Source organism: Amycolatopsis alba DSM 44262 (genome assembly GCF_000384215.1).
In the GTDB taxonomy this organism is placed as follows: Bacteria; Actinomycetota; Actinomycetes; order Mycobacteriales; family Pseudonocardiaceae; genus Amycolatopsis; species Amycolatopsis alba.
Genome location: NZ_KB913032.1, coordinates 2,102,269 through 2,127,118, shown reverse-complemented (window position 1 = coordinate 2,127,118; position 24,850 = coordinate 2,102,269). Strand labels below are relative to the sequence as shown.

At 69.1% G+C, this 24,850-nt stretch carries 26 protein-coding genes; 20 read left to right on the top strand and 6 right to left on the bottom strand.

Translation table 11 applies throughout. The annotated features are described in order from the left end of the window. The first annotated feature begins 150 nt into the window (after positions 1–150). The 9 genes from AMYAL_RS0109890 to AMYAL_RS0109850 all read left to right on the top strand — a co-directional run bounded on the left by AMYAL_RS0109890 (position 151) and on the right by AMYAL_RS0109850 (position 8,812). Complete coding sequence (locus AMYAL_RS0109890) at positions 151–1,848, top strand: sodium:solute symporter family protein (protein ID WP_026466917.1); 1,698 nt, start codon at positions 151–153, stop codon at positions 1,846–1,848. Positions 1,849–1,858: 10 nt separating this feature from the next. Next, the gene (locus AMYAL_RS0109885; protein ID WP_020631146.1) at positions 1,859–2,125 is read left to right on the top strand and encodes a hypothetical protein; all 267 of its coding nucleotides are present in this window, start codon (positions 1,859–1,861) and stop codon (positions 2,123–2,125) included. Between the two features lie 47 nt (positions 2,126–2,172). Continuing rightward, positions 2,173–3,177 carry a DUF3558 domain-containing protein gene (locus AMYAL_RS0109880; protein ID WP_245192857.1) on the top strand — a complete coding sequence of 335 codons (1,005 nt, stop codon included), beginning with the start codon at positions 2,173–2,175 and terminating at the stop codon, positions 3,175–3,177. Positions 3,178–3,244: 67 nt separating this feature from the next. Then, entirely contained in the window at positions 3,245–4,246 is a 1,002-nt protein-coding gene (gene dhaK / locus AMYAL_RS0109875) for a dihydroxyacetone kinase subunit DhaK (RefSeq protein WP_020631144.1), read from the top strand. Then, a complete protein-coding gene (gene dhaL, locus AMYAL_RS0109870; protein ID WP_020631143.1) occupies positions 4,246–4,869 on the top strand; it encodes a dihydroxyacetone kinase subunit DhaL in 624 nt (207 codons plus the stop codon). The genes dhaK and dhaL overlap by 1 nt, the downstream gene beginning before the upstream one ends. Next, on the top strand, positions 4,866–5,540 hold the full coding sequence (dhaM, locus tag AMYAL_RS0109865) for a dihydroxyacetone kinase phosphoryl donor subunit DhaM (RefSeq protein WP_020631142.1): 675 nt from the start codon (positions 4,866–4,868) through the stop codon (positions 5,538–5,540). The genes dhaL and dhaM overlap by 4 nt, the downstream gene beginning before the upstream one ends. Positions 5,541–5,809: 269 nt before the next feature. Then, positions 5,810–7,585, top strand: a complete 1,776-nt coding sequence (locus AMYAL_RS0109860; protein ID WP_026466916.1) for a 3-hydroxyacyl-CoA dehydrogenase family protein — start codon at positions 5,810–5,812, stop codon at positions 7,583–7,585. Positions 7,586–7,602: 17 nt separating this feature from the next. Next, complete coding sequence (locus tag AMYAL_RS0109855; protein ID WP_020631140.1) at positions 7,603–7,968, top strand: hypothetical protein; 366 nt, start codon at positions 7,603–7,605, stop codon at positions 7,966–7,968. 10 nt (positions 7,969–7,978) lie between these two features. After that, a complete protein-coding gene (locus AMYAL_RS0109850) occupies positions 7,979–8,812 on the top strand; it encodes a YwqG family protein (protein ID WP_020631139.1) in 834 nt (277 codons plus the stop codon). A gap of 3 nt (positions 8,813–8,815) precedes the next feature. Here AMYAL_RS0109850 and AMYAL_RS0109845 read toward each other — a convergent pair whose 3' ends face one another. Beyond that, on the bottom strand, positions 8,816–9,289 hold the full coding sequence (locus tag AMYAL_RS0109845; RefSeq protein ID WP_020631138.1) for an Lrp/AsnC family transcriptional regulator: 474 nt from the start codon (positions 9,287–9,289) through the stop codon (positions 8,816–8,818). A gap of 59 nt (positions 9,290–9,348) precedes the next feature. Between AMYAL_RS0109845 and AMYAL_RS0109840 the strand changes: the two genes are divergently transcribed. Both AMYAL_RS0109840 and AMYAL_RS0109835 read left to right on the top strand, forming a co-directional pair. Next, the gene (locus tag AMYAL_RS0109840) at positions 9,349–10,467 is read left to right on the top strand and encodes a trans-sulfuration enzyme family protein (RefSeq protein ID WP_020631137.1); all 1,119 of its coding nucleotides are present in this window, start codon (positions 9,349–9,351) and stop codon (positions 10,465–10,467) included. Positions 10,468–10,529: 62 nt separating this feature from the next. Next, on the top strand, positions 10,530–10,910 hold the full coding sequence (locus AMYAL_RS0109835) for a DUF6401 family natural product biosynthesis protein (RefSeq protein WP_020631136.1): 381 nt from the start codon (positions 10,530–10,532) through the stop codon (positions 10,908–10,910). Between the two features lie 34 nt (positions 10,911–10,944). Here AMYAL_RS0109835 and AMYAL_RS0109830 read toward each other — a convergent pair whose 3' ends face one another. Together AMYAL_RS0109830 and AMYAL_RS0109825 are read right to left on the bottom strand one after the other, a co-directional pair. Beyond that, positions 10,945–11,853, bottom strand: a complete 909-nt coding sequence (locus AMYAL_RS0109830) for a mechanosensitive ion channel family protein (RefSeq protein WP_020631135.1) — start codon at positions 11,851–11,853, stop codon at positions 10,945–10,947. A gap of 97 nt (positions 11,854–11,950) precedes the next feature. Next, positions 11,951–12,163, bottom strand: coding sequence for an FmdB family zinc ribbon protein (locus AMYAL_RS0109825; protein WP_026466915.1), 213 nt, complete (start codon positions 12,161–12,163; stop codon positions 11,951–11,953). 52 nt (positions 12,164–12,215) lie between these two features. Here AMYAL_RS0109825 and AMYAL_RS0109820 point away from each other — a divergent pair, with 52 nt between their 5' ends. Next, positions 12,216–13,340 (top strand): alkaline phosphatase family protein, encoded by a 1,125-nt coding sequence (locus AMYAL_RS0109820; protein WP_020631133.1) that lies wholly within the window; start codon positions 12,216–12,218, stop codon positions 13,338–13,340. A gap of 532 nt (positions 13,341–13,872) precedes the next feature. Here the strand turns inward: AMYAL_RS0109820 and AMYAL_RS0109815 are convergent. Next, positions 13,873–14,436 (bottom strand): class I SAM-dependent methyltransferase, encoded by a 564-nt coding sequence (locus AMYAL_RS0109815; protein WP_084702315.1) that lies wholly within the window; start codon positions 14,434–14,436, stop codon positions 13,873–13,875. 51 nt (positions 14,437–14,487) lie between these two features. Here AMYAL_RS0109815 and AMYAL_RS0109810 point away from each other — a divergent pair, with 51 nt between their 5' ends. Both AMYAL_RS0109810 and AMYAL_RS0109805 read left to right on the top strand, forming a co-directional pair. Beyond that, on the top strand, positions 14,488–15,240 hold the full coding sequence (locus tag AMYAL_RS0109810) for an AraC family transcriptional regulator (protein WP_245192855.1): 753 nt from the start codon (positions 14,488–14,490) through the stop codon (positions 15,238–15,240). 26 nt (positions 15,241–15,266) lie between these two features. Beyond that, complete coding sequence (locus AMYAL_RS0109805) at positions 15,267–15,554, top strand: hypothetical protein (RefSeq protein WP_020631130.1); 288 nt, start codon at positions 15,267–15,269, stop codon at positions 15,552–15,554. Between the two features lie 32 nt (positions 15,555–15,586). Here AMYAL_RS0109805 and AMYAL_RS0109800 read toward each other — a convergent pair whose 3' ends face one another. Continuing rightward, positions 15,587–16,087, bottom strand: a complete 501-nt coding sequence (locus tag AMYAL_RS0109800) for a GNAT family N-acetyltransferase (protein ID WP_020631129.1) — start codon at positions 16,085–16,087, stop codon at positions 15,587–15,589. 40 nt (positions 16,088–16,127) lie between these two features. On the opposite strand from AMYAL_RS0109800, the gene AMYAL_RS0109795 reads away from it, so the two are divergent. Both AMYAL_RS0109795 and AMYAL_RS0109790 read left to right on the top strand, forming a co-directional pair. Beyond that, positions 16,128–16,865 carry an alpha/beta fold hydrolase gene (locus tag AMYAL_RS0109795; protein WP_020631128.1) on the top strand — a complete coding sequence of 246 codons (738 nt, stop codon included), beginning with the start codon at positions 16,128–16,130 and terminating at the stop codon, positions 16,863–16,865. A gap of 110 nt (positions 16,866–16,975) precedes the next feature. Continuing rightward, entirely contained in the window at positions 16,976–18,184 is a 1,209-nt protein-coding gene (locus AMYAL_RS0109790) for a glycosyltransferase (protein WP_039793909.1), read from the top strand. Positions 18,185–18,231: 47 nt separating this feature from the next. Here AMYAL_RS0109790 and AMYAL_RS0109785 read toward each other — a convergent pair whose 3' ends face one another. Continuing rightward, a complete protein-coding gene (locus AMYAL_RS0109785; protein WP_026466911.1) occupies positions 18,232–19,089 on the bottom strand; it encodes a phosphotransferase in 858 nt (285 codons plus the stop codon). A 135-nt stretch (positions 19,090–19,224) separates the two neighbouring features. On the opposite strand from AMYAL_RS0109785, the gene ctaD reads away from it, so the two are divergent. From ctaD to AMYAL_RS0109765, 4 genes are all read left to right on the top strand, one after another. After that, positions 19,225–21,003 (top strand): aa3-type cytochrome oxidase subunit I, encoded by a 1,779-nt coding sequence (gene ctaD, locus AMYAL_RS0109780; protein ID WP_020631125.1) that lies wholly within the window; start codon positions 19,225–19,227, stop codon positions 21,001–21,003. Positions 21,004–21,090: 87 nt separating this feature from the next. Next, positions 21,091–22,320: a phosphoserine phosphatase SerB gene (gene serB, locus AMYAL_RS0109775; protein ID WP_020631124.1), complete on the top strand. Its 1,230-nt coding sequence runs from the start codon at positions 21,091–21,093 to the stop codon at positions 22,318–22,320. Next, positions 22,317–23,075, top strand: a complete 759-nt coding sequence (locus tag AMYAL_RS0109770; RefSeq protein ID WP_020631123.1) for a peptidyl-tRNA hydrolase — start codon at positions 22,317–22,319, stop codon at positions 23,073–23,075. The genes serB and AMYAL_RS0109770 overlap by 4 nt, the downstream gene beginning before the upstream one ends. 17 nt (positions 23,076–23,092) lie before the next feature. Further along, positions 23,093–24,844 (top strand): serine/threonine-protein kinase, encoded by a 1,752-nt coding sequence (locus AMYAL_RS0109765; protein ID WP_026466910.1) that lies wholly within the window; start codon positions 23,093–23,095, stop codon positions 24,842–24,844. Positions 24,845–24,850: the final 6 nt, after the last annotated feature.

The window sequence follows — 24,850 nt, the reverse complement described above, 5'->3', positions numbered from 1 at the left end:
GACAGGAATTGTCAAGAACCGCCCGGAAACAGACACTTCCGGTCAGTCACCACCCGCCCGCACTGCCGTTCCTGAATGCATGCAGTATGGTCCGCGATTGACGCGATACCGGCGTTTCTCGTGGACATTTTCACTATGGAGGTGGGTCGGTTGCACGTACTGGCCGATGCGAACCTGCGACTCGACGCAAGTCCGATCGACTACGTCCTGCTCGCCTTCTATTTCGCGCTGGTGCTCGGTATCGGGTACATGGCGCGGAAGTCGGTCTCGAGCAGCCTCGACTTCTTCCTCTCCGGCCGCTCGCTGCCCGCCTGGGTCACCGGCCTCGCGTTCATCTCGGCGAACCTCGGCGCGGTCGAGATCATGGGCATGTCGGCCAACGGCGTGCTCTACGGCCTGCCGACCGTCCACTACTTCTGGATCGGCGCGATCCCGGCGATGCTGTTCCTCGGCATCGTGATGATGCCGTTCTATTACGGCTCGAAGGTCCGCAGTGTCCCGGAGTTCATGCTCCGCCGGTTCGGCAAACCCGCCCACCTGGTCAACGGGATCAGCTTCGCGAGCGCGCAGATCCTCATCGCGGGCGCGAACCTGTTCCTGCTCGCCAGCGTGGTGAACCTCCTGCTCGGCTGGCCGCTGTGGGTGTCGATCATCGTCGCGGCCGTGGTCGTGCTCTCCTACACCGCGCTCGGCGGCCTGTCCGCCGCGATCTACAACGAGGTCCTGCAGTTCTTCGTGATCGTCGCGGCGCTGCTGCCGCTGACCATCGTCGGCCTGGTCAAGGTCGGCGGCTGGCAGGGCCTGGTCGACAAGCTCAGCGCGGACCCCGGCGGCGAGGCGCAGCTGTCCTCCTGGCCGGGTGACAACCTCACCGGATTCGGCAACAGCTTCCTCTCCATCCTCGGCCTCGTCTTCGGTCTCGGTTTCGTGCTCTCGTTCGGTTATTGGACGACGAACTTCGTCGAGGTCCAGCGCGCGATGGCGTCGAAGAGCATGTCGGCCGCGCGGCGGACGCCGATCATCGGCGCCTTCCCGAAGATGCTGATCCCGTTCATCGTGATCATCCCCGGCATGATCGCCGCGGTCACCGTGTCCGAGTACGTCCAGGACAAGCAGGTCCTGCTCGACGGCGGCGACGCGCCCAGCGGCGTGACCGCCAACAACGCGATCCTGCTGCTGATGCGCGACCTGCTGCCCAACGGCATGCTCGGCGTCGCGATCGCCGGTCTCCTCGCGTCGTTCATGGCCGGGATGGCGGCGAACCTGAGTTCGTTCAACACCGTCTTCACCTACGACATCTGGCAGTCGTACGTGAAGAAGAACGAGTCGGACGGCTACTACCTCCGCCTCGGCCGCGTGGTCACCGCGGCAGGCACCGTGCTGGCGGTCGGGACCGCGTTCATCGCGTCGAACTCCGGGAACATCCTGACCTACCTGCAGGACCTGTTCTCCTTCTTCAACGCGCCGCTGTTCGCCACCTTCATCCTCGGCATGTTCTGGAAGCGGATGACGCCGACGGCGGGCTGGGTCGGCCTTGTCGCCGGTACCGCGTCCGCGATCACCGTGTGGCTGCTGTCGCAGGCCGGGGTGCTCGGGCTCACCGGGCAGGGCATCAGCTTCGTGGCCGCCGGTACCGCGTTCGTCGTCGACATCGCGGTCAGCGTCGGGGTCTCGCTCGCCACCACGCCCAAACCGGAATCGCAGCTCGTCGGCCTCGTCTACTCCCTCACCCCGAAGGAGTCGCTGAAGCACGACGAGACCGGCGACGACGCGGGCTGGTACCGCAAGCCGGGCCTGCTCGCGGGCATCGTGCTGATCCTGACCATCGCGCTCAACATCATCTTCTAGGAGGCCGGAGATGGCTGCGTCCCAAGCTCCCAAGAAGGCCGGCGTCTTCGACATCCGGCTGATCATCGCCCTGCTCATCGGCGGCTACGGCCTGGTGCTCACGATCATGGGAATCTGGTTCACCACCGAAGCGGAGCTGGCCAAGGCCGCCGGGGTCAGGATCAACCTGTGGGCGGGTATCGGCATGCTGGTGTTCGCGGCGCTCTTCATGCTGTGGGCGAAGCTGCGGCCCATCGTCGTGCCGCCCACGTCCGAGACCGGCGGAGACGGCGAATAGCCGGGTTGTCCGGACAGCGCCGGGGCGGTCCGGCTACCGTGCACTTCGTGCTGCTCAACGCTCGACGTCGCCGGATCGCGTCCGTGCTGGCCCTGGTCGCCGCGCTCGGCGTGGTGTCGGCCTGCGGTCAGAACCTCGGCAAGTCCAACTTCGCCCGCACCACCGTCGCCGCCGAAGCCGGTTCCGGCGGTGAGGTGCCGACAGGGGACATCAACGACCCGGCGGTCGCCCCCGCGGTGATGCGCACGATCGACCCGTGCCCGCTCGTCGGCAAGGAGGCCTTGAGCAGCCTCGGCACCCCGGAGGACCCGAGGCCATCGCTCACCTCGTTCGGCACCTGCATGACGAAGGTCGTCGACGCCGGCGGCAAGAAGGTCACGATCAGCGTCGACATCGGCGCCTCGACCTATCTGAACGACAGCGGCGGCGCGACCGTTTCGGTGGTCGAGGGCCTCCCGCAGGTCGAGCGCAAGAGCAAGGACGGCAAGTCCTGCGACGTCGGGGTCATGACGCTGCGCAAGCCCGAGCGCGGGATGAGCTTCGCGATCACCTACGACGGCGGCGATCCCTGCGCGACCGGTCGCGCCGTGGCGGCCAAGGCCGTGAAATCCCTGCACTCGTCACCGGCGAAGTTCCAGGCGGGCACGGGCACGCTGACCGCGGTCGACCCGTGCACCGTCGCGGACCCCGCGGTCCTCGCCGAGGTCGTGCCGCACGGCGCGACCTCGCCGAGCAGCTTCCACGCCTGTGACTGGACCCCCGGCTCCAACCCGCGGATCACGATCGGCTTCCGGCACGGCATAGCGCCGGAGGCGCGCGAAGGCAGCAAGAAGGTCGACATCGACGGCGTCTCGACCTATCAGAAGGGCGGCTCGGGCAGCAACGCCGAGTGCAAGATCGAGTGGCAGCACAAGCCCTGGATCGACGACGACGGCGTCGAGATCGTCGGCGTGAGCTACCAGAACTACGACGAGAAGAAGGACGAAGCCGCGTCCTGTGAGAAGGCGGCCAAGATCGCCAAATCGGTGATCTCCAAGCTGCCGAAGCCCTGAACCTGGCGGCATCCGGCCGGGAGAGGTAGGAAGGGGACACCCCACCCGCCGACGGCCGGAGGCCACCTTGAAGAAGATCATCAACGACCCGAAAACGGTGGTCGCGGAATCCTTGCGCGGACTCGCCGCGGCGCACGCGGACGTCCTGCGCGTGGAGGACGACCCGGCGATCGTGGTGCGTGTGGACGCGCCATCGGCAGGCAAGGTCGCGGTGATCTCCGGCGGCGGCTCCGGGCACGAACCGCTGCACGGGGGCTTCGTCGGGCAGGGCATGCTGTCGGCCGCCGTCCCCGGCGCGGTGTTCACCTCGCCGACGCCGGACGCCGTCGAAGCCGCGGTCAAGGCCACCACCGGCGACGCGGGCGCGCTGCTGATCGTCAAGAACTACACCGGTGACGTGCTCAACTTCGAGACCGCCGGGGAACTCGCCGCCGCCGAGGGGCTCGACGTCCGCAGCGTGGTCATCGACGACGACGTCGCGGTCAAGGACTCCACGTACACCGCCGGTCGTCGCGGTGTCGGCGGCACGGTGCTGCTGGAGAAGATCACCGGTGCCGCCGCCGAACGGGGCGACGCGCTCGACGCGGTGGAGGCCTTGGCGCGCAAGGTGATCGGCCAGGTCCGCTCGATCGGCGTCGCGCTCACCGCGCCGACCGTGCCGCACGCGGGCGAACCGAGTTTCGACCTCGCCGACGACGAGATCGAGTTCGGCATCGGCATCCACGGCGAACCGGGTATCGAACGGACGGCCGTGGTGAGCGCCGACGAGCTCGTCGCCCGCATGGTCGAAGCGGTGGTCACGGACCTGCCCTTCGCCGAGGGGGACAAGGTCCTGCTGTTCACGAACTCGATGGGCGGCACCCCGCTGGTCGAGCTGTACCTGGCCCACGGCATCGCCGAGCGGCTGCTGGCCGAGCGTGGGATCGTGGTCGAACGCCGCCTGGTGGGGCCGTACATCACCAGCCTCGAGATGCAGGGGATGAGCCTGACGTTGCTGAAACTGGACGACGAGCTGACCGAGTTGTGGGACGCGCCGGTGAACACCCCGGCCCTGAGGTGGGGAGTCTGATGGCCTGCACCGCCGAGACACTCGCCGCCGCCTTGCGGGCGGCGGCCGCGGTGATCGCCGAGCATCGCGCCGAGCTGGTCGACCTCGACCGCGCGATCGGCGACGCCGACCACGGCGAGAACATGGACCGTGGGTTCACCGCCATCGTGTCCGCTTTGGACACCGCGACGCCCGAAACCCCGGCCGCCGTCGTGAAACTCGCCGCCACGACGTTGATCTCGAAGGTCGGTGGCGCGGCTGGCCCGTTGTACGGCACGGCTTTCCTGCGCGCGTCGGTCAAACTGGGCGACGCGGCCGAAGTGGACGGGCCGCTGCTCGTCGAGGCCCTGCGCGCGGCACTCGAGGGAGTGCAAGCGCGTGGCAAGGCCGTCGGAGGAGACGCGACCATGGTCGACGCGCTCATTCCCGCCGTCTCCGCCGCCGAAGAGGCTTCGGGTGCCGATGTCGCGGCGATCCTGGCCGCGGCCGCGGACGCCGCCGACAAGGGCGCCGAGTCCACTGTGGATCTCGTGGCGCGCAAGGGCCGGGCGTCGTACCTCGGTGAGCGCGCGAAGGGGCATATGGATCCCGGTGCCCGTTCGACGGCGCTGCTGCTGCGCGCTTTCGCGGAGGCCGCCCGGTGAGCGTCGGAATCGTGCTCGTCTCCCACAGCGCCAAACTCGCCGAAGGGCTCGCGGAACTCGCCGCGCAGATGGCGCCGGACGTCACCATCATGGCGGCGGGCGGCCTGCCCGAAGGCGGGATCGGAACGGATTACGACGAGGTCGTCGCCGCGACCCAGCGCGCCGATTCGGGCGCGGGGGTCGTCCTGCTGTACGACCTCGGCAGCGCGCAGATGACCGCGGAACTGGCCGTCGAATCGCTCGCGGATCCGTCGGCGGCCCTCGTCGTGGACGCGCCGCTCGTCGAGGGCGCGATCGCCGCCGCCGTCGCGGCGCAGGGCGGGGCGGACCGCCAGGCCGTCTCCGAAGCCGCCGCGTCCGCGGGCGCTCCGCCGGACCTCACGCTCGACGACGGCGTGCAGGAGGGCGAAAGCAGTGTCGAACTCACACTGCGGAACGACGTCGGGCTGCACGCGCGGCCCGCCGCCGTCCTGGTCCGGAGCATCGCCGGGCTGGACGCGGAGGTCACCGTGCGGCTTGGTGACGAGACCGCGGACGCCAACAGCGTGCTCGCGCTGATGGCGCTCGGCGCACGTCAGGGCGACCGGATCGAGGTCAGGGCCAAGGGAGCACAGGCCGAAGAAGCGCTCACCAAGGTCAAGGACCTCGTCGACCAGAACTTCGGGGAGTGACACTTACGGCCGGGGTGGCACCGTTCTCGCCCAGTGTCGCGAAAGCCACTTTCGGGACACCTGACGTCCCGAAAGTGGCTTTCGCGACATCCCGTGAGCCGTCGTCGTCCTCGCCGAGGCGAAGGCCCTCACCGACTTCAGGACGTCGGCCGGTTCTGACGGGACGCGAGTGACACTTACTCGATTCGGAGGGTGACAGCGGCTGCTTTCCGCGCCCCGGCATGGCACGATCGGAGAAATTACCAGCGAGTAACCTCCGGAGGCCGGTTGTGGCACGGGAAATCTCGAGTGCAGGAGTCATCGGTCTCGGCACCATGGGCGCCGGGATCGCCGAGGTGCTCGCGAGGAGCGGCGTGTCCGTGGTCGCGGTGGAGATCGACGACGACGGCGTGAGCCGGGGCCGCGGTCATCTGGAGCATTCGACCGAACGGGCGGTGTCCGGCGGCAAACTCGACGCCGACGGCCGGAGCGAGCTGCTGGGGCGGATCCGGTACACCACGTCGCTGGCCGAACTGTCCGATGTGGACCTGGTGATCGAGGCGATCCCGGAGAACCTCGAAGCGAAGTCCGACGTGTTCGCGGAGCTGGACAAGATCACGGGCCCGGACACGATCTTCGTGTCCAACACGTCGTCGCTGTCGATCACCGAGATCGGGGTGCACACCGCGCGGCCGGGCAAGGTCGTCGGGATGCACTTCTTCAACCCGGCGCCGATCCTCAAACTGGTCGAGATCGTGCGCACCGTCGTCACCGAACCCGACGTGATCACCGACGTCGTCGCGTTCGCCGAACGCCTCGGCAAGACACCGGTGGTGATCGGCGACCGCGCCGGGTTCATCGCGAACGCCCTGCTCTTCGGGTATCTGAACCACGCGGTGCGGATGTACGAGCAGCGCTACGCCACCCGCGAGGATCTCGACGCGGCGATGCGGTTCGGCTGCGGATATCCCATGGGGCCCTTGGCTTTGCTCGACCTCATCGGGCTGGACACCGCGTACGAGATCCTCGACACGATGTACCACCAGTCGCGCAACCGGCTGCACGCGCCCGCGCCGCTGCTGAAGCAGATGATCACCGCCGGGCTGCTCGGGCGGAAGACGGGGCGGGGCTTCTACACCTACGACGCACCCGATTCGCCGACGGTCACCGACGCGGTCACCGCGTCCACAGTGGACACCGTGGCGCCGCGTGAGGTGCGCAAGGTCGGCGTCGTCGGGACCGGGACCATGGCGACCGGCATCGTCGAGGTGTTCGCGAAACGCGGTTACGATGTCATCCTGCGGGCGCGGAGCGCGGAGAAGGCCGCGGCGTCGGTCGCGCGGGTGAAGAAGTCGTTGGACAAGGCCGTCGTCAAGGGCAAGCTGTCCGAAGGGGATGCCGCCGCCGCGCTCGGCCGGATCTCGCCCGCGGTGGAGTTCGACGAACTGGGCGACGTCGACCTCGTCGTCGAAGCCGTGGCCGAGGACCTCGCCGTCAAGCAGGCCGTGTTCGCCGCGCTCGACGACGTCGTCAAGCCGGGCGCGGTGCTGGCGACGACCACGTCCTCACTGCCGGTCATCGAATGCGCGGCCGCCACCTCGCGCCCCTCCGACGTCGTCGGCGTGCATTTCTTCAACCCGGCGCCGGTGATGAAGCTCGTCGAGGTCGTCTCGACCATCGCCACCGCGCCCGACGTGATCGCGACCGTCGACGCCGTCTGCGCGGCGGTGGGCAAGCACCCCGTGCACTGCGGCGACCGGGCCGGGTTCATCGTCAACGCGCTGCTGTTCCCGTACCTGAACGACGCGGTGAAGATGCTGGAGGCGCACTACGCGGAGGCCGACGACATCGACACCGCGATGAAGGTGGGCTGCGGGCTGCCGATGGGCCCGTTCGAACTGCTCGACGTCGTCGGGCTGGACGTTTCGCTGGCGATCCAGCGGACCCTGTTCAACGAGTTCCGCGAAGAGGGCTTCGCGCCCGCGCCGCTGCTGGAGCACCTGGTGACCGCCGGGCGGCTCGGCCGGAAGACGGGGAAGGGTTTCAAGGACTACTCGGCCCGGTAATCGGTACTTTGGAGGGCATGCCAGTTTCCTCGGGGGTCAGGAAGCGGATCGCGGAGTTCCTCGACCCGGACGACGAGATCCAGTATGTGTTCCCTGCCGACATCTTCGGCAGTACCAATCCCAGCGTGTTCTTCGCGGTGACCCGCAAGACGATCACGATCCTGACGACCGGATATCTGAGCCGGAAGACGCCGAAGCGCGTCATCTCGACGTCCCTGCGAAACCACCGGATCGGGCCGGTCGACACGTCGACCGTCCCCTGGTTCAAGTTCAACGGCGTCGACTACGAGATCGACGACGAGTACATCGCGGTCGTCCACGCCGCCGACGCGGAAATCATGCGGGACGCCTCAAAACCTGAAGATCCGCTGCCGGACCTCTAAGCTCCCCTGGGTGCGTCAGCTGACATACGACGGGGTGCCCATCCCCGGCTTGAACGACCTGGTCCGGACGGCCATCCGGCTGCACCCCGCGCCGGGGGTGCCCCGTCCGGACGAAAGCCATATCGGCGGCCCGCTGCTCTGGCCGTCGGACGAACCGTGGCCGGAGTGCCCGGTGACCTGGCCGCCCGACCCCGACGCGTCCGACGACGCGTGGATGGGCGGGCATCCGCTCGACGGTCCGGTCCCGGTGATGGTCAGCGCGGCGCAGTTCTTCCGCGACGACTTTCCGGAGCTGCCCTTCCCGGAGGGCACCGACGTCCTGCAGATCCTGTTCTGCCCGCTGGAGCACAACAGCCCGTACCACCAGGGGCCCGCGGTCCGGCTGGTCTGGCGTGATTCCGGCGAGGTCGGGGACATCGCGGACCCGCCGCCCGCCCCCGAAGGCGCCGAAGCAGCGTTCCTGCCGAAGCCGTGTGTTTTCGAACCGTGCTCGATCGACGAGCTGCCCCGGCTCTGCGACTTCCCGGCGGAGACCCGCGCCGCGCTCGGCATCCCCGAGGGCGCGAGTGAAGACCCGGAGGGCTGGCCCGAGCTGGACCAGTACTCGAAGATCGGCGGCTGGACGGCCTGGTCCGCGACCGACCGCGTCGATCTGGGCTGCCGGGAGTGCGGCGAGGAACTGCGGCAGACGATCGCGCTGGCCACGGAGGAGCACGAGGTCGGCTGCGGGTGCGAGGTCACCGAGGACGACCCGGTGGGCTGGTCGTTCTCCCGCCAGGGAGTGCTGAACATCTTCACCTGCCCGGCCGACGTCACGCATCCGGTCAAGGTCCGTATCGATTAGCGCCTAGGCCGGCGGTAGCAAAGGTCCCCCGCTCCAGTGCTGGAAGACCAGGTTCGTGTGCACCCGCGCGACCTCGTCGCGCGCGGTCAGTTCGTCGAGGACCAGCCGTTGCAGCTCGGTCGCCGAAGCGGTGGCGACGTGCGCGAGGAAGTCGTCCGGGCCGGTCAGGTGGTAGACGGCACGGACCTCGGGCAGCGCGAGCAGATGCTCGACGAACGAGTCGACCAGCGCCCGCCGGTGCGGGCGGACCTGGACGAACAGGAGCGCTTCGAGCGGGCGGCCGAGTTTGGCGGCGGCCACCTCCGCGCGCTGGCCGACGATCACCCCGAGCTCCCGCAGCCGGTTGACGCGGTCGAGACAGGTCGAGGGTGCGACACCGACCTCGGCAGCCAGATCCTTGTTCGAGATCCGTGCGTCGTTCTGGAGGAGCCGCAGAATCCGCAGGTCGACCGTGCTCAGTTCGACAGAATCCGACATCAGCGAATGATATCCGAGGATATTGCGCCTGATCCGGAGAAAAACGCACCATCTGGAGTATGACCGCAACGCTGCGCACCCGAGCCGTCCACGCCGGCCGTGACGATCTCACGGACCTCGGCGTCCACGCCGCTCCGCTCGACCTGTCCACGACCTACCCGTCGCGGGACAGCGTCGAGGAGGCGGGCCGCATCGACGAGTTCGCCTCGACGGGCTCGCTGTCCGGGCTCCCGGTCTACGGGCGGCTGAGCAATCCGACCGTCGAGCGGTTCGAGAAAGCGCTGGCCGAGCTCGAAGGGTTCGACGACGCCGTCGCGTTCGCCACCGGCATGGCCGCGGTGTCGGCCTCGCTGCTCGCCGCCGTCGCGCAGGGCAAGCGGCATGTCGTCGCCGTCCGGCCGGTCTACGGCTGCACCGACCACATGCTCACGTCCGGGCTGCTCGGCACCGAGGTGACCTGGGCCGATCCGGAAGGTGTCGCCGCGGCGCTGCGCCCCGACACCGGGCTGGTCCTGCTCGAAACCCCCGCGAATCCGACCCTGCGCGAGGTCGACATCGCCGAGATCGTGCGCGCCGCGGGCGAGGTCCCGGTGCTGGTCGACAACACCTTCGCGACTCCGGTGCTTCAGCGGCCCGGACGTCATGGAGCCCGCTTCGTCCTGCACAGCGCGACCAAGTTCCTCGGTGGCCACGGCGACGTCATGGGCGGCGTCGTGGCCTGTAGCGCCGAGGACGCCGGGATGTTGCGGCAGATCCGCTTCGCCACCGGCGGCGTGCTGCACCCGCTGGCCGGGTACATGCTGCTTCGCGGCCTTTCGACACTGCCGCTGCGCGTCAACGCCGCTTCCGCGACGGCCGCCGAACTCGTCGAGCGGTTGCGCGGTCACGCGAACGTGAGCGCCGTGCACTACCCGCGCGTCGGTGGCCCGCTGATCGCGTTCGAGGTCGACGGCGATCCGCACGCGCTCATCGGCGCGGTCCGGCTGATCACCCCGGCGGTCAGCCTCGGCAGCGTTGACTCGCTCATCCAGCATCCCGCGTCGATCAGCCACCGGATCGTCGCCGAGGACGACCGGCGCGGCGCGGGCGTCACCGACCGGCTCATCCGCATGTCGGTGGGCCTGGAAGACGTCGAGGATCTGTGGCACGACCTGGATCAGGCGCTCAAGACCTGCTGAGATCACTGCGATCGTGGTCACCGGGATGTCGACAAATCGCCTGATCTGGCTAACCTGGTCGGGTGAAAGATCTGGTCTCGTCCTGGGTGGAATCTTCGGCTCGTAGCACGCTTTCCCGGCTGCACCAGCAGATCGGGGTGGCCGGGCTGGCCGCGGCGGCGGCGCTTCCCGGACTTTCGGCCGTCTTCGATCAGCACTCGGCGGCGGTGCGGGACATCCTCGCGGCCGGGGTCGAAGGTTCGGCGGCGGTCGCCGGGGTCGTGCTTCTCGCCGGCTACACGCGCGGGCTGCTCGACGAGGCGAAGGCCAAGGGCTGGACGTTCCGTGCCCCGGCCGAGCTGTCCGAGTGGAACAGCAGCGACTGGCTGACCGCTCGCCTGGTCGGCGTGTGTTCGCTGGCCGCCACGATGGACGACAGGGAACGGCCGACCGGGAACGGGTAGGGCGGCCGGACGCCCCACCCGCTCCCGTGGAAGGTCAGCGGTACTCCGGCGGAGGGGGCATTGACCCACCGGGGGGCCGCTGGCCGGGATCCTGGTGCTGCGGCACCTGACCCTGGTTCGGCGGGAACTGCTGGTGCTGCGTCATCGCGTTCGGATCGGCCGCGTGGTGCCCGGCGGACACGGCCGTCCGCTCGGTCGGCACGTCACCGGAGCGGCCCGCGTCCTCGCGGCCGCGCTGGTAGGCCTCGGCCTGCGCCTTCGCGGCGGGAATCTCCGCCTCGGCCCGGCCGAGCCAGGTCTCCCAGCGCTGCTGCATCGGCTTGATCAGGCCGCCGCCCACCCCGACGACGGCGATCCCGCCGACCGTGGCGAGCACGGTGATCAGCACCGGCAGCGTGACCGCGGTGGCCACCCCGATCTGGTTCAGCGCGGCGATCACGCCGAGGCCCCAGATGAACACCGAGGCGATGGTGGCGAGCACCTTGCCGTAGGAGACGCCGCCGAGGGCGTTGCCCACCAGGTCCTTGACCGCCTTGGCGATCGCGCCTGCGATCACCACGATGACGATCGCGACGATGGCGCGCGGCAGCCAGGCGACGATCTCGTTGAGCAGCGAACTCACCGGGTTCGGGCCGAACACGCCGAACGCGATCTGCAGGGCGATCAGCAGGATCGCGTAGTAGATGATCTTGCTGATGATGCCCGACGCGTCGACCTGATTCCGCGCGAGCATCTGCTTGAAGCCCCCGCGTTCCAGGAGTCGGTTGAACCCGACCTTCTCGAGCACCATGCTCACGGCCTTGGAGATCGCCTTGGCGATCAGCCAGCCGATGAACAGGATGACCAGGAACGCGAGCAGTTTCGGGACGAAGGTGGCGACCGAACTCCAGGCGCTGGACACGCCTTGGCCGAAATCGACGGCCGCCAGTGCTGATGTGGCCACTGGACGTTCTCCCTTCCCACCACTGGAGCTTCCAGACTGGTGGCAAGGGGGTACCCGCCAAATGGGCTATTACACGTTACGCCACCCGAACGAGTGGTCAGCTGCAGCAGCCGCCCCCGCAGCAGCCTCCGCCACCGGCGGGAACGGGCGCCGGGCCGGACGCCGACCCGGTCAGCGCGACGGTCGTCAGCAGCTTGACGGTGTCCTGGTGGCCCTCCGGGCACGGCGCGGGCGCGCTGGATTCGCTCATCGGCCGCAGCAGTTCGAAGGTCCCGGCGCATTCGCGGCAGCGGTAGGCGTAAGTCGGCATGTCCGCCATTATCCCATCTCCTTTTCGGGTCTGGGGATGGCAAGCTGGCCGGGTGGAACTGCCTGTCGCGGCGCATGTGCCGCACCTCGGCCAAGTCGTCCCGTCCGTCCTTTCCGCCCTCGGTGCCGCCGGGTTCGCCAACACGCTGAGCTTGGCCGAGGCCTCCAGTGCCTGTGTCCTGCTCATCGACGGTCTCGGCTGGGAACTGCTGGCCGAGCACGCCGCCGACGCGCCCGTGCTCACGCAACTGGCGAAGTCGCCGCTGCGGGTCGGTTTCCCGGCGACGACGGCGGCCGGTCTCGGCGCGATCGGCACGGGGCTCGCGTCGGGGGAGCACGGCCTGGTCGGGTACAGCTTCGAAGTGCCCGGCGCGGGCGTCTTGAACGCGCTGCGCTGGCGAAGTCATGTGGACGGCGGCGACCTCCGCGGCGCGCTGCCGCCACGCGAGGTGCAGCCCCTGCCGACGACGTTCGAGCGCGCGGCGGCCGCCGGGATCACCACCAGCGTGGTGTCTTCGGCGAAATTCGCCGACACCGCGCTCACCCGCGCGACGCAGTCCGGTGCCCGCTATGTCGGCGTCCACGCGCTCGGCGACCTGGCGGCCTGCATCCTGCACTGCCTCGAGCCGAGGCAGGCGTTCTGCTGGGGCTATCACAGCGAACTCGACATGCTGGGCCACATCTACGGGCCGGGCTCGTCACCGTGGCGGATGCAGTTGCGGCACGTCGACAGGCTGGTCGAGTCCATCGTGGACGGTCTGCCGTCCGGCGCGCTGCTCGCGGTCGTGGCCGACCACGGCATGGTGACCGTCGAGGGCGCGCTCGACATCGACGACACCCCCGCGCTGCTCGGCGGCGTCCGGGCCATCGGGGGCGAGGTCCGGGCGCGGCACGTCTACACCGAACCGGGCGCGGAGGCCGACGTGCTGGCGGCCTGGCGCGACGTCGTCGGCGACCGGGCGTGGACCCTCTCGCGCGACGAGGCCGTCGAGGCGGGCTGGTTCGGGCCGGTCGCCGACCGGGTCCGGCCGCGCATCGGCGACGTCGTCGTGGCGGCGAAGGGGCGTTTCGGGCTCGTGCGGGAACTGGCGGAGGCCGTCGAGTCCTCCTTGGTCGGTCAGCACGGCTCGCTGACCCCGGCCGAGCAGCTCGTCCCACTGGTCCTCGCGCGCGGCTGACCTCGCATTTCCTGAGCGAAGGTGGCGGTTCCGCGGCTGTAGGGCTCGACCGGTCTTGAATCTTGATCAACGGAAGGTCCGGGACACTCACCGTCCCCAATCCTCCGTTGATCAAGGTCACACCGGTCACGGGGGAAGCTTCCGGACGTAACGTCCCGAATCCCTCATCACCGAGACCGAGCGTGGAGGATTTAGGACGTTCAACGTCCCAAATCCTCCACACTCGACCGCCAGTCGCACCAGTGGGTAGGCAAATACGGGTCCGTCAGAACCCGAATCGCCACTCACGACCACCCTGACCCGGCGCGGTCTGGTGGGGCGGCGGTGTCGCGAAAGCCACTTTCAGGACGTCTGATGTCGCGAAAGTGGCTTTCGCGACACCGCCGGGACTCCGTCACCCACAAGGACCGCAAGACCCTGGGAGAAGGGACTGTCCCTGCGGGCAATGCGGCGAAAGTCCCCTTCACCTCGCTGTTCGCCGCCGAGCGCCGGTCCGTGAAGGACTCCTTTGCCTTACCGCTCAATAAATGCGTCAGGCGGGCTTCCGGGCCGAGAACCTGATGCTGCGCTTCGGGACGTGGTCGACCTTGATGTCGCCGAACCCGGCGCCGGTGAGCCGGGGCCAGATCGACACCGGGTCGAGCGCGTTCATCGTGTCGCCGATGTGGAGCAGCCGGAACGGCAGGCTTTCCAGGCTGTCGATGGCGCGCAGGACCCCGCCGGGCCGGAGCACCCGGAACGCCTCGGCGAAGATCGCGTCCTGCAGTCCCGTCGTCGGCACGTGGTGCAGCATCGTGAAGCAGACGACCGCCGAGAACTCGCCGTCCTCGAAGGGCAGTGCGGCGCCGTCGCCCTGGACGATCCGCACGCGGCCGTCGAACTCCCGTTTCAGGAGTTCCGCCGACGCCTCGTCGATCTCGATGGCGGTGAGCTTCGGGACGAGTCCCACGAGAGCGCGAGTGGTCGCGCCGAACCCCGGCCCGATCTCCAGGACGGAGTCACCGAGGTCGAAGCCGGCGACGTTGCCCGGCATCTCGGCGGCCACGGCCTTCGCCCACAGCGCGGAACTGCACAGTTTGCGGTGCACCAGGTTCATCGGCATGAATCCGACGGTAAAGGTGACCGGCAGGCGATAGGCTGCCAAGTGATGTCGAATATCGGACTCCTTCCGTCGATGTCGACGGCGATGGTGCTCGGTGAGATGGACCTGCCCGCCGGCACGTGGCTCCCCTGGCACGAGCACGACGGTCACCAGCTCGCCTGGGCGGCGCGCGGGATCCTGAGCGTGAACGTCGGCGAGCGGCATTGGGTGCTGCCGCCGACGAGGGCGCTGTGGATCCCGGCCGGTGTCGTCCACCGGACCGGTGCCACCGCGCAGACCGTGTTGCGAGGGATCTACGCCGCTCAGGACCGTTGCCCGGTGCGCTGGCCCGCGCCGACACTCGTCGCCGTCCGCCCGCTGCTTCGGGAACTGCTGGAGCACCTCGGCGCGGCCGACCTCGCCGACGACGCGCGCCGCCGGGCCGAAGCCGTCGCCTTCGACCTGCTCGAACCGGTGGACGTCGTGCCGATCGCCGTGCCGATGCCGTCCGACGAACGGGCGCTGACCGTCGCGCGGGCGGTGATCGCCGATCCGGCGAACCGCCGCGGGCTCGCGGACTTCACGCACGACGCCGGCGCGAGTGAACGCACGCTCGCGCGGCTGTTCCTCACCGAGTGCCGGACGACGTTCGGCGCGTGGCGGGTGCAGGCCCGGCTGCGCGCGTCACTGCCGCTGCTGGCCGAGGGCCTGCCGCTGAGCGCGGTCTCCCGGCGGATCGGCTACTCCTCGCCGAGCGCGTTCGTCGTCGCCTTCCGACGGGCGGTCGGTGTGACACCGGGCGCCTACTTCGGCGACTGAACCGGGCCGCCGGTTACGGTTTCGGGGTGCCACGACGTAACCGGCCCGAACGCGGTGGACGCCCCGACCTCGGCGCGTCGACCGGCTGGGCGCGCTCCGAATCGGCAACCGACGGGGAATGGCTGGTCCGGACGGTGCCCGGCGCGCAGGCCACCAAGGACTATCGCTGTCCCGGCTGCGACCACGAGATCCGGCCGGGGACCCCGCATCTGGTCGTCTGGCCCGCCGACGACACCGGCGGTGTCGCCGACCGCCGTCATTGGCACAAGCCCTGCTGGGACGCGCGGTCCCGGCGAAGGCCAGGTCGCTGGTGACTCAGCCCGCTGGTGACTCAGCCGCCGGTGATTCAGCGCCGCAGGTGCAGTGAAGGTTCGCCCTCGTATTCCTCCTCCGTGTGGATCTTGAAACCGAGCCGCTCGGCGACCCGGACGGACGGTTCGTTGGACACCATGATGTTGGCGATCACCGGGACATCGGGGATCTCCCGCTCGGCCCACTCGACGACGGCGGCCGCCATCTCCGTCGCATAGCCCTTGCCCCAGCTGAACGGCCAGAAGCGGTACGCGAGGTTCAGCACGCGCTCGCCGTTCCATTCGGTGTACCGGACGCCGCCGAAGCCGGCGATCACCTCGGGATCGTCCGAGGCGGACACCGCGAGATAGCCGAAACCGTGGTCGGCCCATTGCTTCATCCAGGTGTCGAAGAGCTTCTCCGCGCCCTCGACGGTATGCGGCACCGGGTTGAACTTGTTCGTTTCCGGAGCGGCCTGCAGCGCGACGATGTTCTCGCGATCCGCCTCGCGCAGCCGACGCAGCAGCAGCCTCTCCGTCTTGATCTCTGTCAGCACGGATCTGACGTTAGCGCGGGGGTGCGACAGAATTATCGCCATGAAGGATCTCCCGCTGGTACTGCTGCACGCCTTCCCCGTCGACGCCCGCCTGTGGGACGGGGTGCGAGCGCCCCTCGGTGAACGCCTGCGGCTGATCACCCCCGACCAGCGCGGCCTCGGCCGCAGCCCGCTGCCGGACACCGACCGGGAGCCGGACCTGGACGACGCCGCGCGCGACGTCGTGGCGCTGCTCGACCGGCTCGAACTCGACCAGGTCGTCCTCGGCGGCTGCTCGATGGGCGGCTACCTGACGATGGCGGTGCTGCGTCTCGCGCCGGAACGGGTGGGCGGGCTCGTGTTCATCGACACGAAGGCGACGGCCGACACGCCCGAGGCCGCGCGGGCCCGGCACGACGTCGCGGCCCGTGTCGAAGCGGAAGGCGCCGGATGGATGCCCGAAGCCGTCACGCCCGGATTGCTCTCCGTGAAGGCCCCTCCGGAGGTCTCCGAACGGCTTCGAGAACTGATCACGTCGCAGCCGCCGTCGGGGATCGCGTGGGCGGCACGGGCGATGGCCACCCGGCCCGATTCGCTCGAAACACTGCGGTCGGCGGACGTGCCTGCGCTGGTCGTGGTCGGCGAAGAGGACGGCCTGACCCCGTTGGAAGCGGCGAACACGCTGGTGGAGACGCTGCCGGACGCGACTCTGGTCGTGCTGCCGGAGGTGGGACATCTGACGCCGCTGGAGGATCCGGCCGGAGTCGTCGAGGCGATCTTGGGCTGGTATCCCGCCTGAAAAACAGTTCCCCCGCCCCTTCAAAGGTATAGCGGACAGGGGGACTTGCGGCAAGCCCCCATTTCCGGTTCACAATTCGTGCCTTCACGTTTTGCCGAAGGGGGATTCCCATGCGTGTACTCCTGTCCACTATCGGGACGAGGGGTGAGGTGCAGCCGCTGGTCGCGCTGGCGGTGCGATTACGGGAACTCGGCCACCGGGTCCGGCTCTGCGCGCCGCCGGATTTCCGTGTCTGGGCCGAAGGTCTCGGGATCTCCTTCACCTCGCTGGGGCCGGAACTCCGGTCGACGGCGAAGCCGGATTCAGTGATGACCAAGGCGATGGCCACACCTGAAGGGCGCCGCGAGATGGCCGAGGCCATGGTCGTCGACCAGTTCGAGACCATGCCGGAAGCGGCCGAGGGGTGCGACGCCGTCGTCGCGGGAATGGCCTTGAACATCGCCGCCCATTCGGTGGCGGAGCGAAAAGGAATTCCCTATTTCTTCACCGCCTATTGCCCGATAACGCTGCCTTCACTGCACCATCGTCCGCCCGTTTTCGCGGGATGGGCGCCAAAAGATCCCGGCGCCGCCATCCCGGCGTTGTGGGCCGACGACGCGGAACGCTGGAACGAGCAATGGCGCGGAGTGCTCGACTCGCAGCGGGCGCTGCTCGGCCTGCCGCCGGTCGACGACGTCCGCGGGCACATCTTCACCGAACGGCCGTGGCTGGCCGCCGATCCGGTGCTGGCGCCGTGGCGGGAACCGTCGGCGCTGGACGTGCACCAGACCGGCGCCTGGATCCTGCCGGACCACAGTCCGTTGTCCCCGGAACTGGAAGCGTTCCTCGACGCCGGGGAACCGCCGGTCTACTTCGGCTTCGGGAGCATCCGCGCGCCGGAGGAGATCGCGAAGGCGATGATCGAGGCGGCGCGGGCGCACGGACGGCGGGCGATCGTGTTCCGCGGCTGGACCGAGCTGGCGCTGATCGACGACGAACCCGACTGCCTCGCCATCGGGGATGTCAACCAGCAGGCGCTCTTCCTGCGGGTCGCGGCGGTCGTGCACCACGGCGGCGCCGGGACGACCACGGCGGCGGCCCGTGCCGGGGTGCCGCAGGTGCTCGTCCCGCAGATGTTCGATCAGCCCTACTTCGCGCAGCGCGTCCGCGACCTCGGGGCAGGGACCTCGATCACGGGGGAGCCGACGGCGGAGTCCCTGACGCTCGCCTTGAGCGAGGTGCTGCGGCCCGAAGTCGCTTCGCGTGCCGCTCAAGTCGGCGGTGAGGTGCGGACGGACGGCGTCGATGTGGCGGCGAAGCTCCTGATGACGGTCGTCTAGATCCGCGGCCGGGGCAGGGGGTGTCCCGAGCGCCACGCCGGAGACGTTCAGTGTCCCTGGCGTGGCGCTCGGGACGTCGAGAAGTAGCGCTCCAGGGCGGCCTCCGCCTCCCCGCGCCGCTCCGGGAACCGCAGCGCGATAACGAACCGCCACGGAACCTCGAACAACCGCCGCAACGCGATGAACGGCTCCAGCGACGAAGGCTCGACTTCCGCCGGGTACGCGTCCAAAGCGGCGGGTCCGGCGTCCGCGTAGAGCACGCCGAGGTCCCAGCCGAGCGGTCCGCGCCAGGTGTCCTCGAAGTCGAGCCAGCACGGCCCGGCCGCCGTCACGATGACATTCCCCCGATGGGCGTCACCGTGCAGCGGCCGGGCCCCGTCCGACGGCAGGGCCGCCGTCACCCGCTCGAGTTCCTCGTACAGCCGGGGCGCCGCTCCGCCCATCGTGTGACCGTGCCGGTCGAGCAGCGTCCGGAGTTCACGGACCGGTCCGAGTCCGGGCAGTTCGCCGGGGTAGTCCGCGAGCGCCGCGTGCACACGGGCGAGCGAAATCGCCACCTCGCGCGGTGGCAGCGTGTGTCCCGGCTCATGAGGCGTGTAATGCCAGAGAGTGACCGGCAGTCCGTCGGCGAAATGCGGTCCGGCCGGGGGATCCGTGGTGGGTGAGACGACGAGCACATCACGTTCCGTGAGGTATCTCGACAGGTCGACGTCACGTGCGAGCCAGTCCACAGGGGACGGTCGGGCCAGGCGCGTCGTCCCCGGCACCCGCGCCACCACCGGACCCAGTCTCACCAGCACGTTCGACTTGAAATGCAGGACCTCGGGAGCATCGGTCGGCAGCCCGTACCGGTCACCGACAGCGAGCGCCGCGGCCACTCCCGCACGGGTGTGTTCGTCGGTCACAGCGCGATCTTGCCAGCCGGTGCGCGCGACGGTCGGTAGTGAGGGCTACGATCCCCACTAGCCGCCGAAATGGGTCCCGAACCCGGCCGACGGCAGATAATTGACCACCACAAGGTTTGAGTGTTGGAGGCAGGAGTGACGGCCGTAGCCCCCAAGCCGATCGCCACGCGCCCGTATCCCGCGCGCGAGTCGGTTAAGGGTTCGTACCTGCTGCGGTTGTTCCGCACGACGGACCACAAGCAAATCGGCATCATGTACCTGGTCACGTCGTTCGCCTTCTTCATGGTGGGCGGCGCGATGGCGATGCTGATCCGCTCCGAGCTGGCGCGTCCTGGGCAGCAGTTCCTTTCGCAGGAGCAGTACAACCAGCTGTTCACGATGCACGGCACGATCATGCTGCTGCTGTACGCGACGCCGATCCTCTTCGGATTCGCGAACTTCGTGCTGCCGCTGCAGATCGGTTCGCCGGACGTGGCCTTCCCGCGGCTGAACGCGTTCTCGTACTGGCTGTACCTCTTCGGCGGCCTGATCGTGATGTCCGGCTTCCTGACTCCGGGTGGCGCCGCCGACTTCGGCTGGTTCGCCTACACCCCGCTGTCGGACGCCATCCACTCGCCCGGCGTCGGCGCCGACCTGTGGATCGCCGGTCTGGTCGTGTCGGGTCTCGGCACCATCCTCGGTGGCGTCAACATGATCACCACGGTGGTCTGCCTGCGCGCCCCCGGTATGACGATGTACCGGATGCCGATCTTCACCTGGAACATCCTGGTCACCAGCATCCTGATCCTGCTGGCGTTCCCGATCCTGACCGCGGCCCTGATGGGCCTGCTGGCGGACCGGCATCTCGGGGCGCATGTGTTCGACCCCGCGAACGGCGGCGTGATCCTCTGGCAGCATCTGTTCTGGTTCTTCGGCCATCCAGAGGTCTATATCGTGGCCCTGCCGTTCTTCGGGATCGTGTCGGAGATCTTCCCGGTCTTCAGCCGCAAACCGATCTTCGGTTACAAGGGCCTGGTCTGGGCGACGCTGGCGATCGCCGCGCTTTCGGTGGCCGTGTGGGCGCACCACATGTACGCGACCGGCGCCGTGCTGCTGCCGTTCTTCTCCTTCATGACGTTCCTGATCGCGGTCCCGACCGGCGTGAAGTTCTTCAACTGGATCGGCACGATGTGGAAGGGCCAGCTGTCCTTCGAGACGCCGATGATCTTCTCGATGGGCTTCATCGTCACGTTCCTCTTCGGCGGTCTGACCGGCATCATGCTGGCCGCGCCGGCGATCGACTTCCACGTGTCGGACAGCTACTTCGTCGTCGCGCACTTCCACTACGTGCTCTACGGCACGATCGTGTTCGCCACGTTCGCCGGGATCTACTTCTGGTTCCCGAAGATCACCGGCCGCATGATGGACGAGAAGCTCGGCAAGTGGCACTTCTGGACCACGTTCATCGGCTTCCACGCCACGTTCCTCGTGCAGCACTGGCTGGGCGCCGAAGGCATGCCGCGCCGGTACGCGGACTACCTGCAGTCCGACGGGTTCACCACGCTGAACACGATCTCCACGATCGGCGCGTACATCCTCGGTGCCTCGACGCTGCCGTTCATCTGGAACGTCTTCAAGAGCTACCGGTACGGCGAGATCGTCACGGTGGACGACCCGTGGGGCTACGGCAACTCGCTCGAATGGGCGACTTCCTGCCCGCCGCCGCGGCACAACTTCACCGAGCTGCCCCGGATTCGGTCCGAGCGCCCGGCGTTCGAGCTGCACTACCCGCATATGGTCGAGCGCATCCACAAGGAGGGTGAGATCGGCTTCTTCGGGAAGCAGAAGGTCAACACCCACCGCGCGCCGTCCCAGGTGCTCACCGACGCGGCCATGCCGGGTGATCACTCCAAGGACAACGCCAGCGAGCAGTGACCCGATAAGCGGAAATGGCGCGTGCCCTGCCTCACACCGAGGCAAGGCACGCGCCTTTTTCTTGCGCGGCTGAGGGAGACTGACCCCGTGACGCAGACACCAGTTCTCATCACCACCACCGGTCCCGACAAGCCGGGCGTGTCCTCGGTGCTGTTCGCCGTGCTGTCACGCCACGACGTCGACGTCCTCGACGTCGAGCAGGTGGTCATCCGCGGCCAGCTGGTGCTCGGCGTGCTCGCCGGCGTGTACCGCGACCCCGAGGGGCTGCAGGAGTACGTCGAGCAGGCGATGGCGTCGGTCGGCATGGAGGTCGAGGTGAAGATCGGTTCGGCCATCGGCGCCGACCCGTTCGCCATCGGCCAGAAGGACTCGACGCATGTCCTGCTGATGCTCGGCCGCCCGGTGACCGCGCGGGCGTTCTCCGACGTCGCGCGCCGTCTCGCCGCGCTGAACGTCAACATCGACTCGATCCGCAGTGTCGCCGACTACCCGGTCACCGGGCTGGAGCTGTACGCCTCGCTCGCCCAGGACGAACCGGAAGCCGACGCCGCGCTGCGCACCGCGCTGGCCGACGCCGCCGTCGAGGCCGGGATCGACATCTCGGTCGAGCGGGCCGGGCTCGCCCGCCGCGCCAAGCGCCTGGTCGTCTTCGACGTCGATTCCACGCTCATCCAGGGCGAGGTCATCGAGATGCTCGGCGCGCACGCCGGCGTCGAACCGCAGGTCCGCGAGATCACCGAAGCCGCGATGCGCGGCGAGCTGAACTTCGGCGAGTCGCTGGAGCGCCGGGTCGCGTTGCTGGAAGGGCTGCCGGAGACGGTGCTCGACGAGGTCGCCGCGTCGATCGAACTCACCCCCGGCGCGCGCACGACCATCCGCACCCTGAAGCGGATGGGCTTCCGCTGCGGGGTCGTTTCGGGCGGGTTCACCAAGATCATCCAGTCCCTCGTGGACGACCTCGGCCTCGACTTCGCCGCCGCGAACGAGCTCGAAGTGGTCGACGGCAAGCTCACCGGCCGGGTGGTCGGGGAGGTCGTCGACCGCGCGGGCAAGGCGAAGGCGCTGCGCCGCTTCGCCGAGGAATACGAGATCTCGTTGCAGCAGTGCGTCGCGGTCGGTGACGGGGCGAACGACATCGACATGCTTTCGGTCGCCGGGATGGGTGTCGCTTTCAACGCGAAGCCCGCGCTGCGCGAGGTCGCCGACACCGCGCTTTCGCACCCGTATCTCGACGCCGTGCTGTTCCTGCTCGGGGTCACGAGGTCCGAGATCGAGGCCGCGGACGCCGCCGACGGTCTCGAGTACTCCCGGCCATGAGCGTCCTGGAGCCGCTGGCCGCGCGCTACGCGTACTGGCTGGGATTGCCGGCCGAGGACACGGTGGACACTTCCGACGAGGATCCCGCCGAGGTCCGCGCCATGCCAGTGATCCTGCGGATGGAACGCGCCGAACCGCCGTCCCGGACCGCTTTGCTGGAGGCCGCCGCGGCGGCCGCGGTCGCGGTCTGCCTCGACGAACGCGCCGAGCCCGAAGGCGAATGGCACGAGCCGCTCCAGGCGTGGGTCGACGGCCGGATCCGCAAGGTCGCCCGGCGGGCGCGCGGCGCGCACTGGCAGGCGGTCCAGGAACTGCCGGGTATCACGATCGAGGTCGACGGCGCCGAGGCGCGGGCGTTGCTCCCCGGCCTTGTCGTCGAGACGCCGAAAGAGGTCTCGCGGCTCCAGATCTCCGGCAGCGAACTCCCGGCCGACGAGCCGGGACCCGCGCCGGACGGGCTGCCGCGGTTGCTGCTGAACCCCGAGGTCTCGATGACCGTCGGCAAGGGCTCCGCCCAGGTCGGGCACGCGACGATGATCCTGGCCTCGCTGCTGGACGAGGCCGGGCGGGCGGCTTGGGCCGAGACCGGGTTCCGGTGTTCGGTGCGGACTCCGCCGGTCGCGACCTGGAAGGCGCTGTGCCCGGTCGAGGATCCCGAAGGCTCGTGGCGCCGTGACGGTGTCGTCGCGGTCCGGGACGCCGGGTTCACCGAAGTCGATCCCGGAACCGTCACGGTCCTAGCCCAAAGGGCTTAACCTCATATACTCCCCGTATGGGTGACCGGCTGATCGCCGGGCGCTACCGCTTGGAGGAGCGGATCGGCGCCGGGGGCATGGGAGTGGTGTGGCGGGCCACCGATCAGGACCTCGGCCGGACAGTCGCCCTCAAACGCTCGCAGGCCGGGGACAGCGGCCAGATCCGGCGCGAGGCGCGGATCGGCGCGGGGCTGCATCATCCGAACGTGGTCACGGTGTTCGACGCCGTGATCGACGGTGACGATCGCTGGCTCGTCATGGAGTACCTGCCTTCGCGCAGCCTCGCCGACATCATCGACGCCGAGGGGCCGCTGTCACCCGGCAAGGTGGCGAAGATCGGCGTCCAGCTCGCCGCGGCGCTCGCGGCGATGCACGACAAGGGCATGGTCCACCGCGATCTCAAACCGGGCAACGTCCTGGTCGCCGAGGACGGCACCGCCAAACTCACCGACCTCGGCATCGCGCAGTGGGCCGAGGTGACCCGGACCGGCGGCGGTCTCGACGTCGGGACTCCCGGCTACGTCGCGCCCGAGATGGCCGAAGGGCATCAGGCGGGTGCCGCCGCGGACGTGTTCTCGCTCGGCGCGACGCTGTTCGCCGCCGTCGAGGGCACTTCGGTGTGGGGCGACGCGAGCGCGGGGCCTTTCGTGCAGCTCCGGCGCGCGAGCTCGTACACCCTGGAGCCGATCCGCCGGGCGGGACCGCTGGCGTCGGTGCTGACCGAGCTGCTGCGGCGCAAACCCGCAGGCAGGCCGGACGCCGTCCGCGCGGCCGAAGTGCTGTCCGAAGTCGCGGACGTCGAGGTGCCAGCACGGTCCAGGCGGTTCCGGGTGACCAGGCGGGCCGTCGCGATCGGAGCCGTCGCGATGGTGCTCGTACTGGCGGGCGGACTGGTCTACGCCCTGAATCGACCCGCCTCGACAGCGACCGCGACGGCTCCGGCCGATTCGGTCGGAGACCCGCGAACGGCCGATCCCTGCGCGCTGGTGGACCCGTCCGTGCTGAAGCAGTTCGGGACTCCCCAGCTGAACAGTGCCACCGGCGACTACAACGGCTGTGGCGTCTTCCTGCGGCTGAGCCCCGACGAGGGTGACGTCGTCGACGTCCGGCTCGAACTGACGATTCCAGGGACGCCGATGCTGGAGAAGCCGGCGCCCGGCCGGCTGCGGGTGCGTGAGTGGCCGAGCGACACCGAAGAGAAGTGCCAGCGGGGTGTCGAACTGCCGGACGGCAACCAGCTCTGGGTGCACTCGCGGCACCTCCGGAACTGGCACGCCCATCTGTGCGACTACGTCGACCCGGTGGCCGCGCACGCGGCCGAGGTGCTGAACCGGGAGCCGCTCAAACGCCGTCCCGCGCCCTTCGCCGCCGGGACGCTCGGGAGTCTCGACGCCTGTGTGCTCGGCGGGGACCTGCCGCAGGCGATCGTCGGCGGCCCGGCCACGCCGGATCCGGTCTTCGGCAACTGGGAGTGCTACTGGAACCATCGCGAGACCGAGGTGACGATCCGGTTCGAACGGGAATGGGCGCCGTTCCGGGACGACGGCAGGCGGGTCGCTCTCGGATCGCGGGAAGCCTTCGTCGAAGTCTCGTCCGAGTGGAAGGCTTGCCAGGCGGAGATCCCGCACCGGACCTTCACCGGCGACGGTCGTGCCATGATCGAGACGGTGGAGATCTACGTCGCGAGCAAGGTCAAGCAGCCGGAGGAGATGTGCCCGGCCGCGGAACGGCTCGCCGGCGGGATCGCGCCCAGGCTGCCGCCACTCTGAAAGGGA

Excerpts from the sequence above, each read along its gene's own strand:
- AMYAL_RS0109810 (WP_245192855.1), top strand. The coding sequence starts at position 14,488 with ATGTCGAATATCGGACTCCTTCCGTCGATGTCGACGGCGATGGTGCTC.
- AMYAL_RS0109825 (WP_026466915.1), bottom strand. The coding sequence starts at position 12,163 with ATGCCGACTTACGCCTACCGCTGCCGCGAATGCGCCGGGACCTTCGAA.
- AMYAL_RS0109855 (WP_020631140.1), top strand. The coding sequence starts at position 7,603 with ATGCCAGTTTCCTCGGGGGTCAGGAAGCGGATCGCGGAGTTCCTCGAC.
- dhaL (WP_020631143.1), top strand. The coding sequence starts at position 4,246 with ATGGCCTGCACCGCCGAGACACTCGCCGCCGCCTTGCGGGCGGCGGCC.
- AMYAL_RS0109840 (WP_020631137.1), top strand. The coding sequence starts at position 9,349 with ATGACCGCAACGCTGCGCACCCGAGCCGTCCACGCCGGCCGTGACGAT.
- AMYAL_RS0109765 (WP_026466910.1), top strand. The coding sequence starts at position 23,093 with ATGGGTGACCGGCTGATCGCCGGGCGCTACCGCTTGGAGGAGCGGATC.
- AMYAL_RS0109885 (WP_020631146.1), top strand. The coding sequence starts at position 1,859 with ATGGCTGCGTCCCAAGCTCCCAAGAAGGCCGGCGTCTTCGACATCCGG.
- AMYAL_RS0109815 (WP_084702315.1), bottom strand. The coding sequence starts at position 14,436 with ATGAACCTGGTGCACCGCAAACTGTGCAGTTCCGCGCTGTGGGCGAAG.
- AMYAL_RS0109770 (WP_020631123.1), top strand. The coding sequence starts at position 22,317 with ATGAGCGTCCTGGAGCCGCTGGCCGCGCGCTACGCGTACTGGCTGGGA.
- AMYAL_RS0109795 (WP_020631128.1), top strand. The coding sequence starts at position 16,128 with ATGAAGGATCTCCCGCTGGTACTGCTGCACGCCTTCCCCGTCGACGCC.
- AMYAL_RS0109845 (WP_020631138.1), bottom strand. The coding sequence starts at position 9,289 with ATGTCGGATTCTGTCGAACTGAGCACGGTCGACCTGCGGATTCTGCGG.
- AMYAL_RS0109790 (WP_039793909.1), top strand. The coding sequence starts at position 16,976 with ATGCGTGTACTCCTGTCCACTATCGGGACGAGGGGTGAGGTGCAGCCG.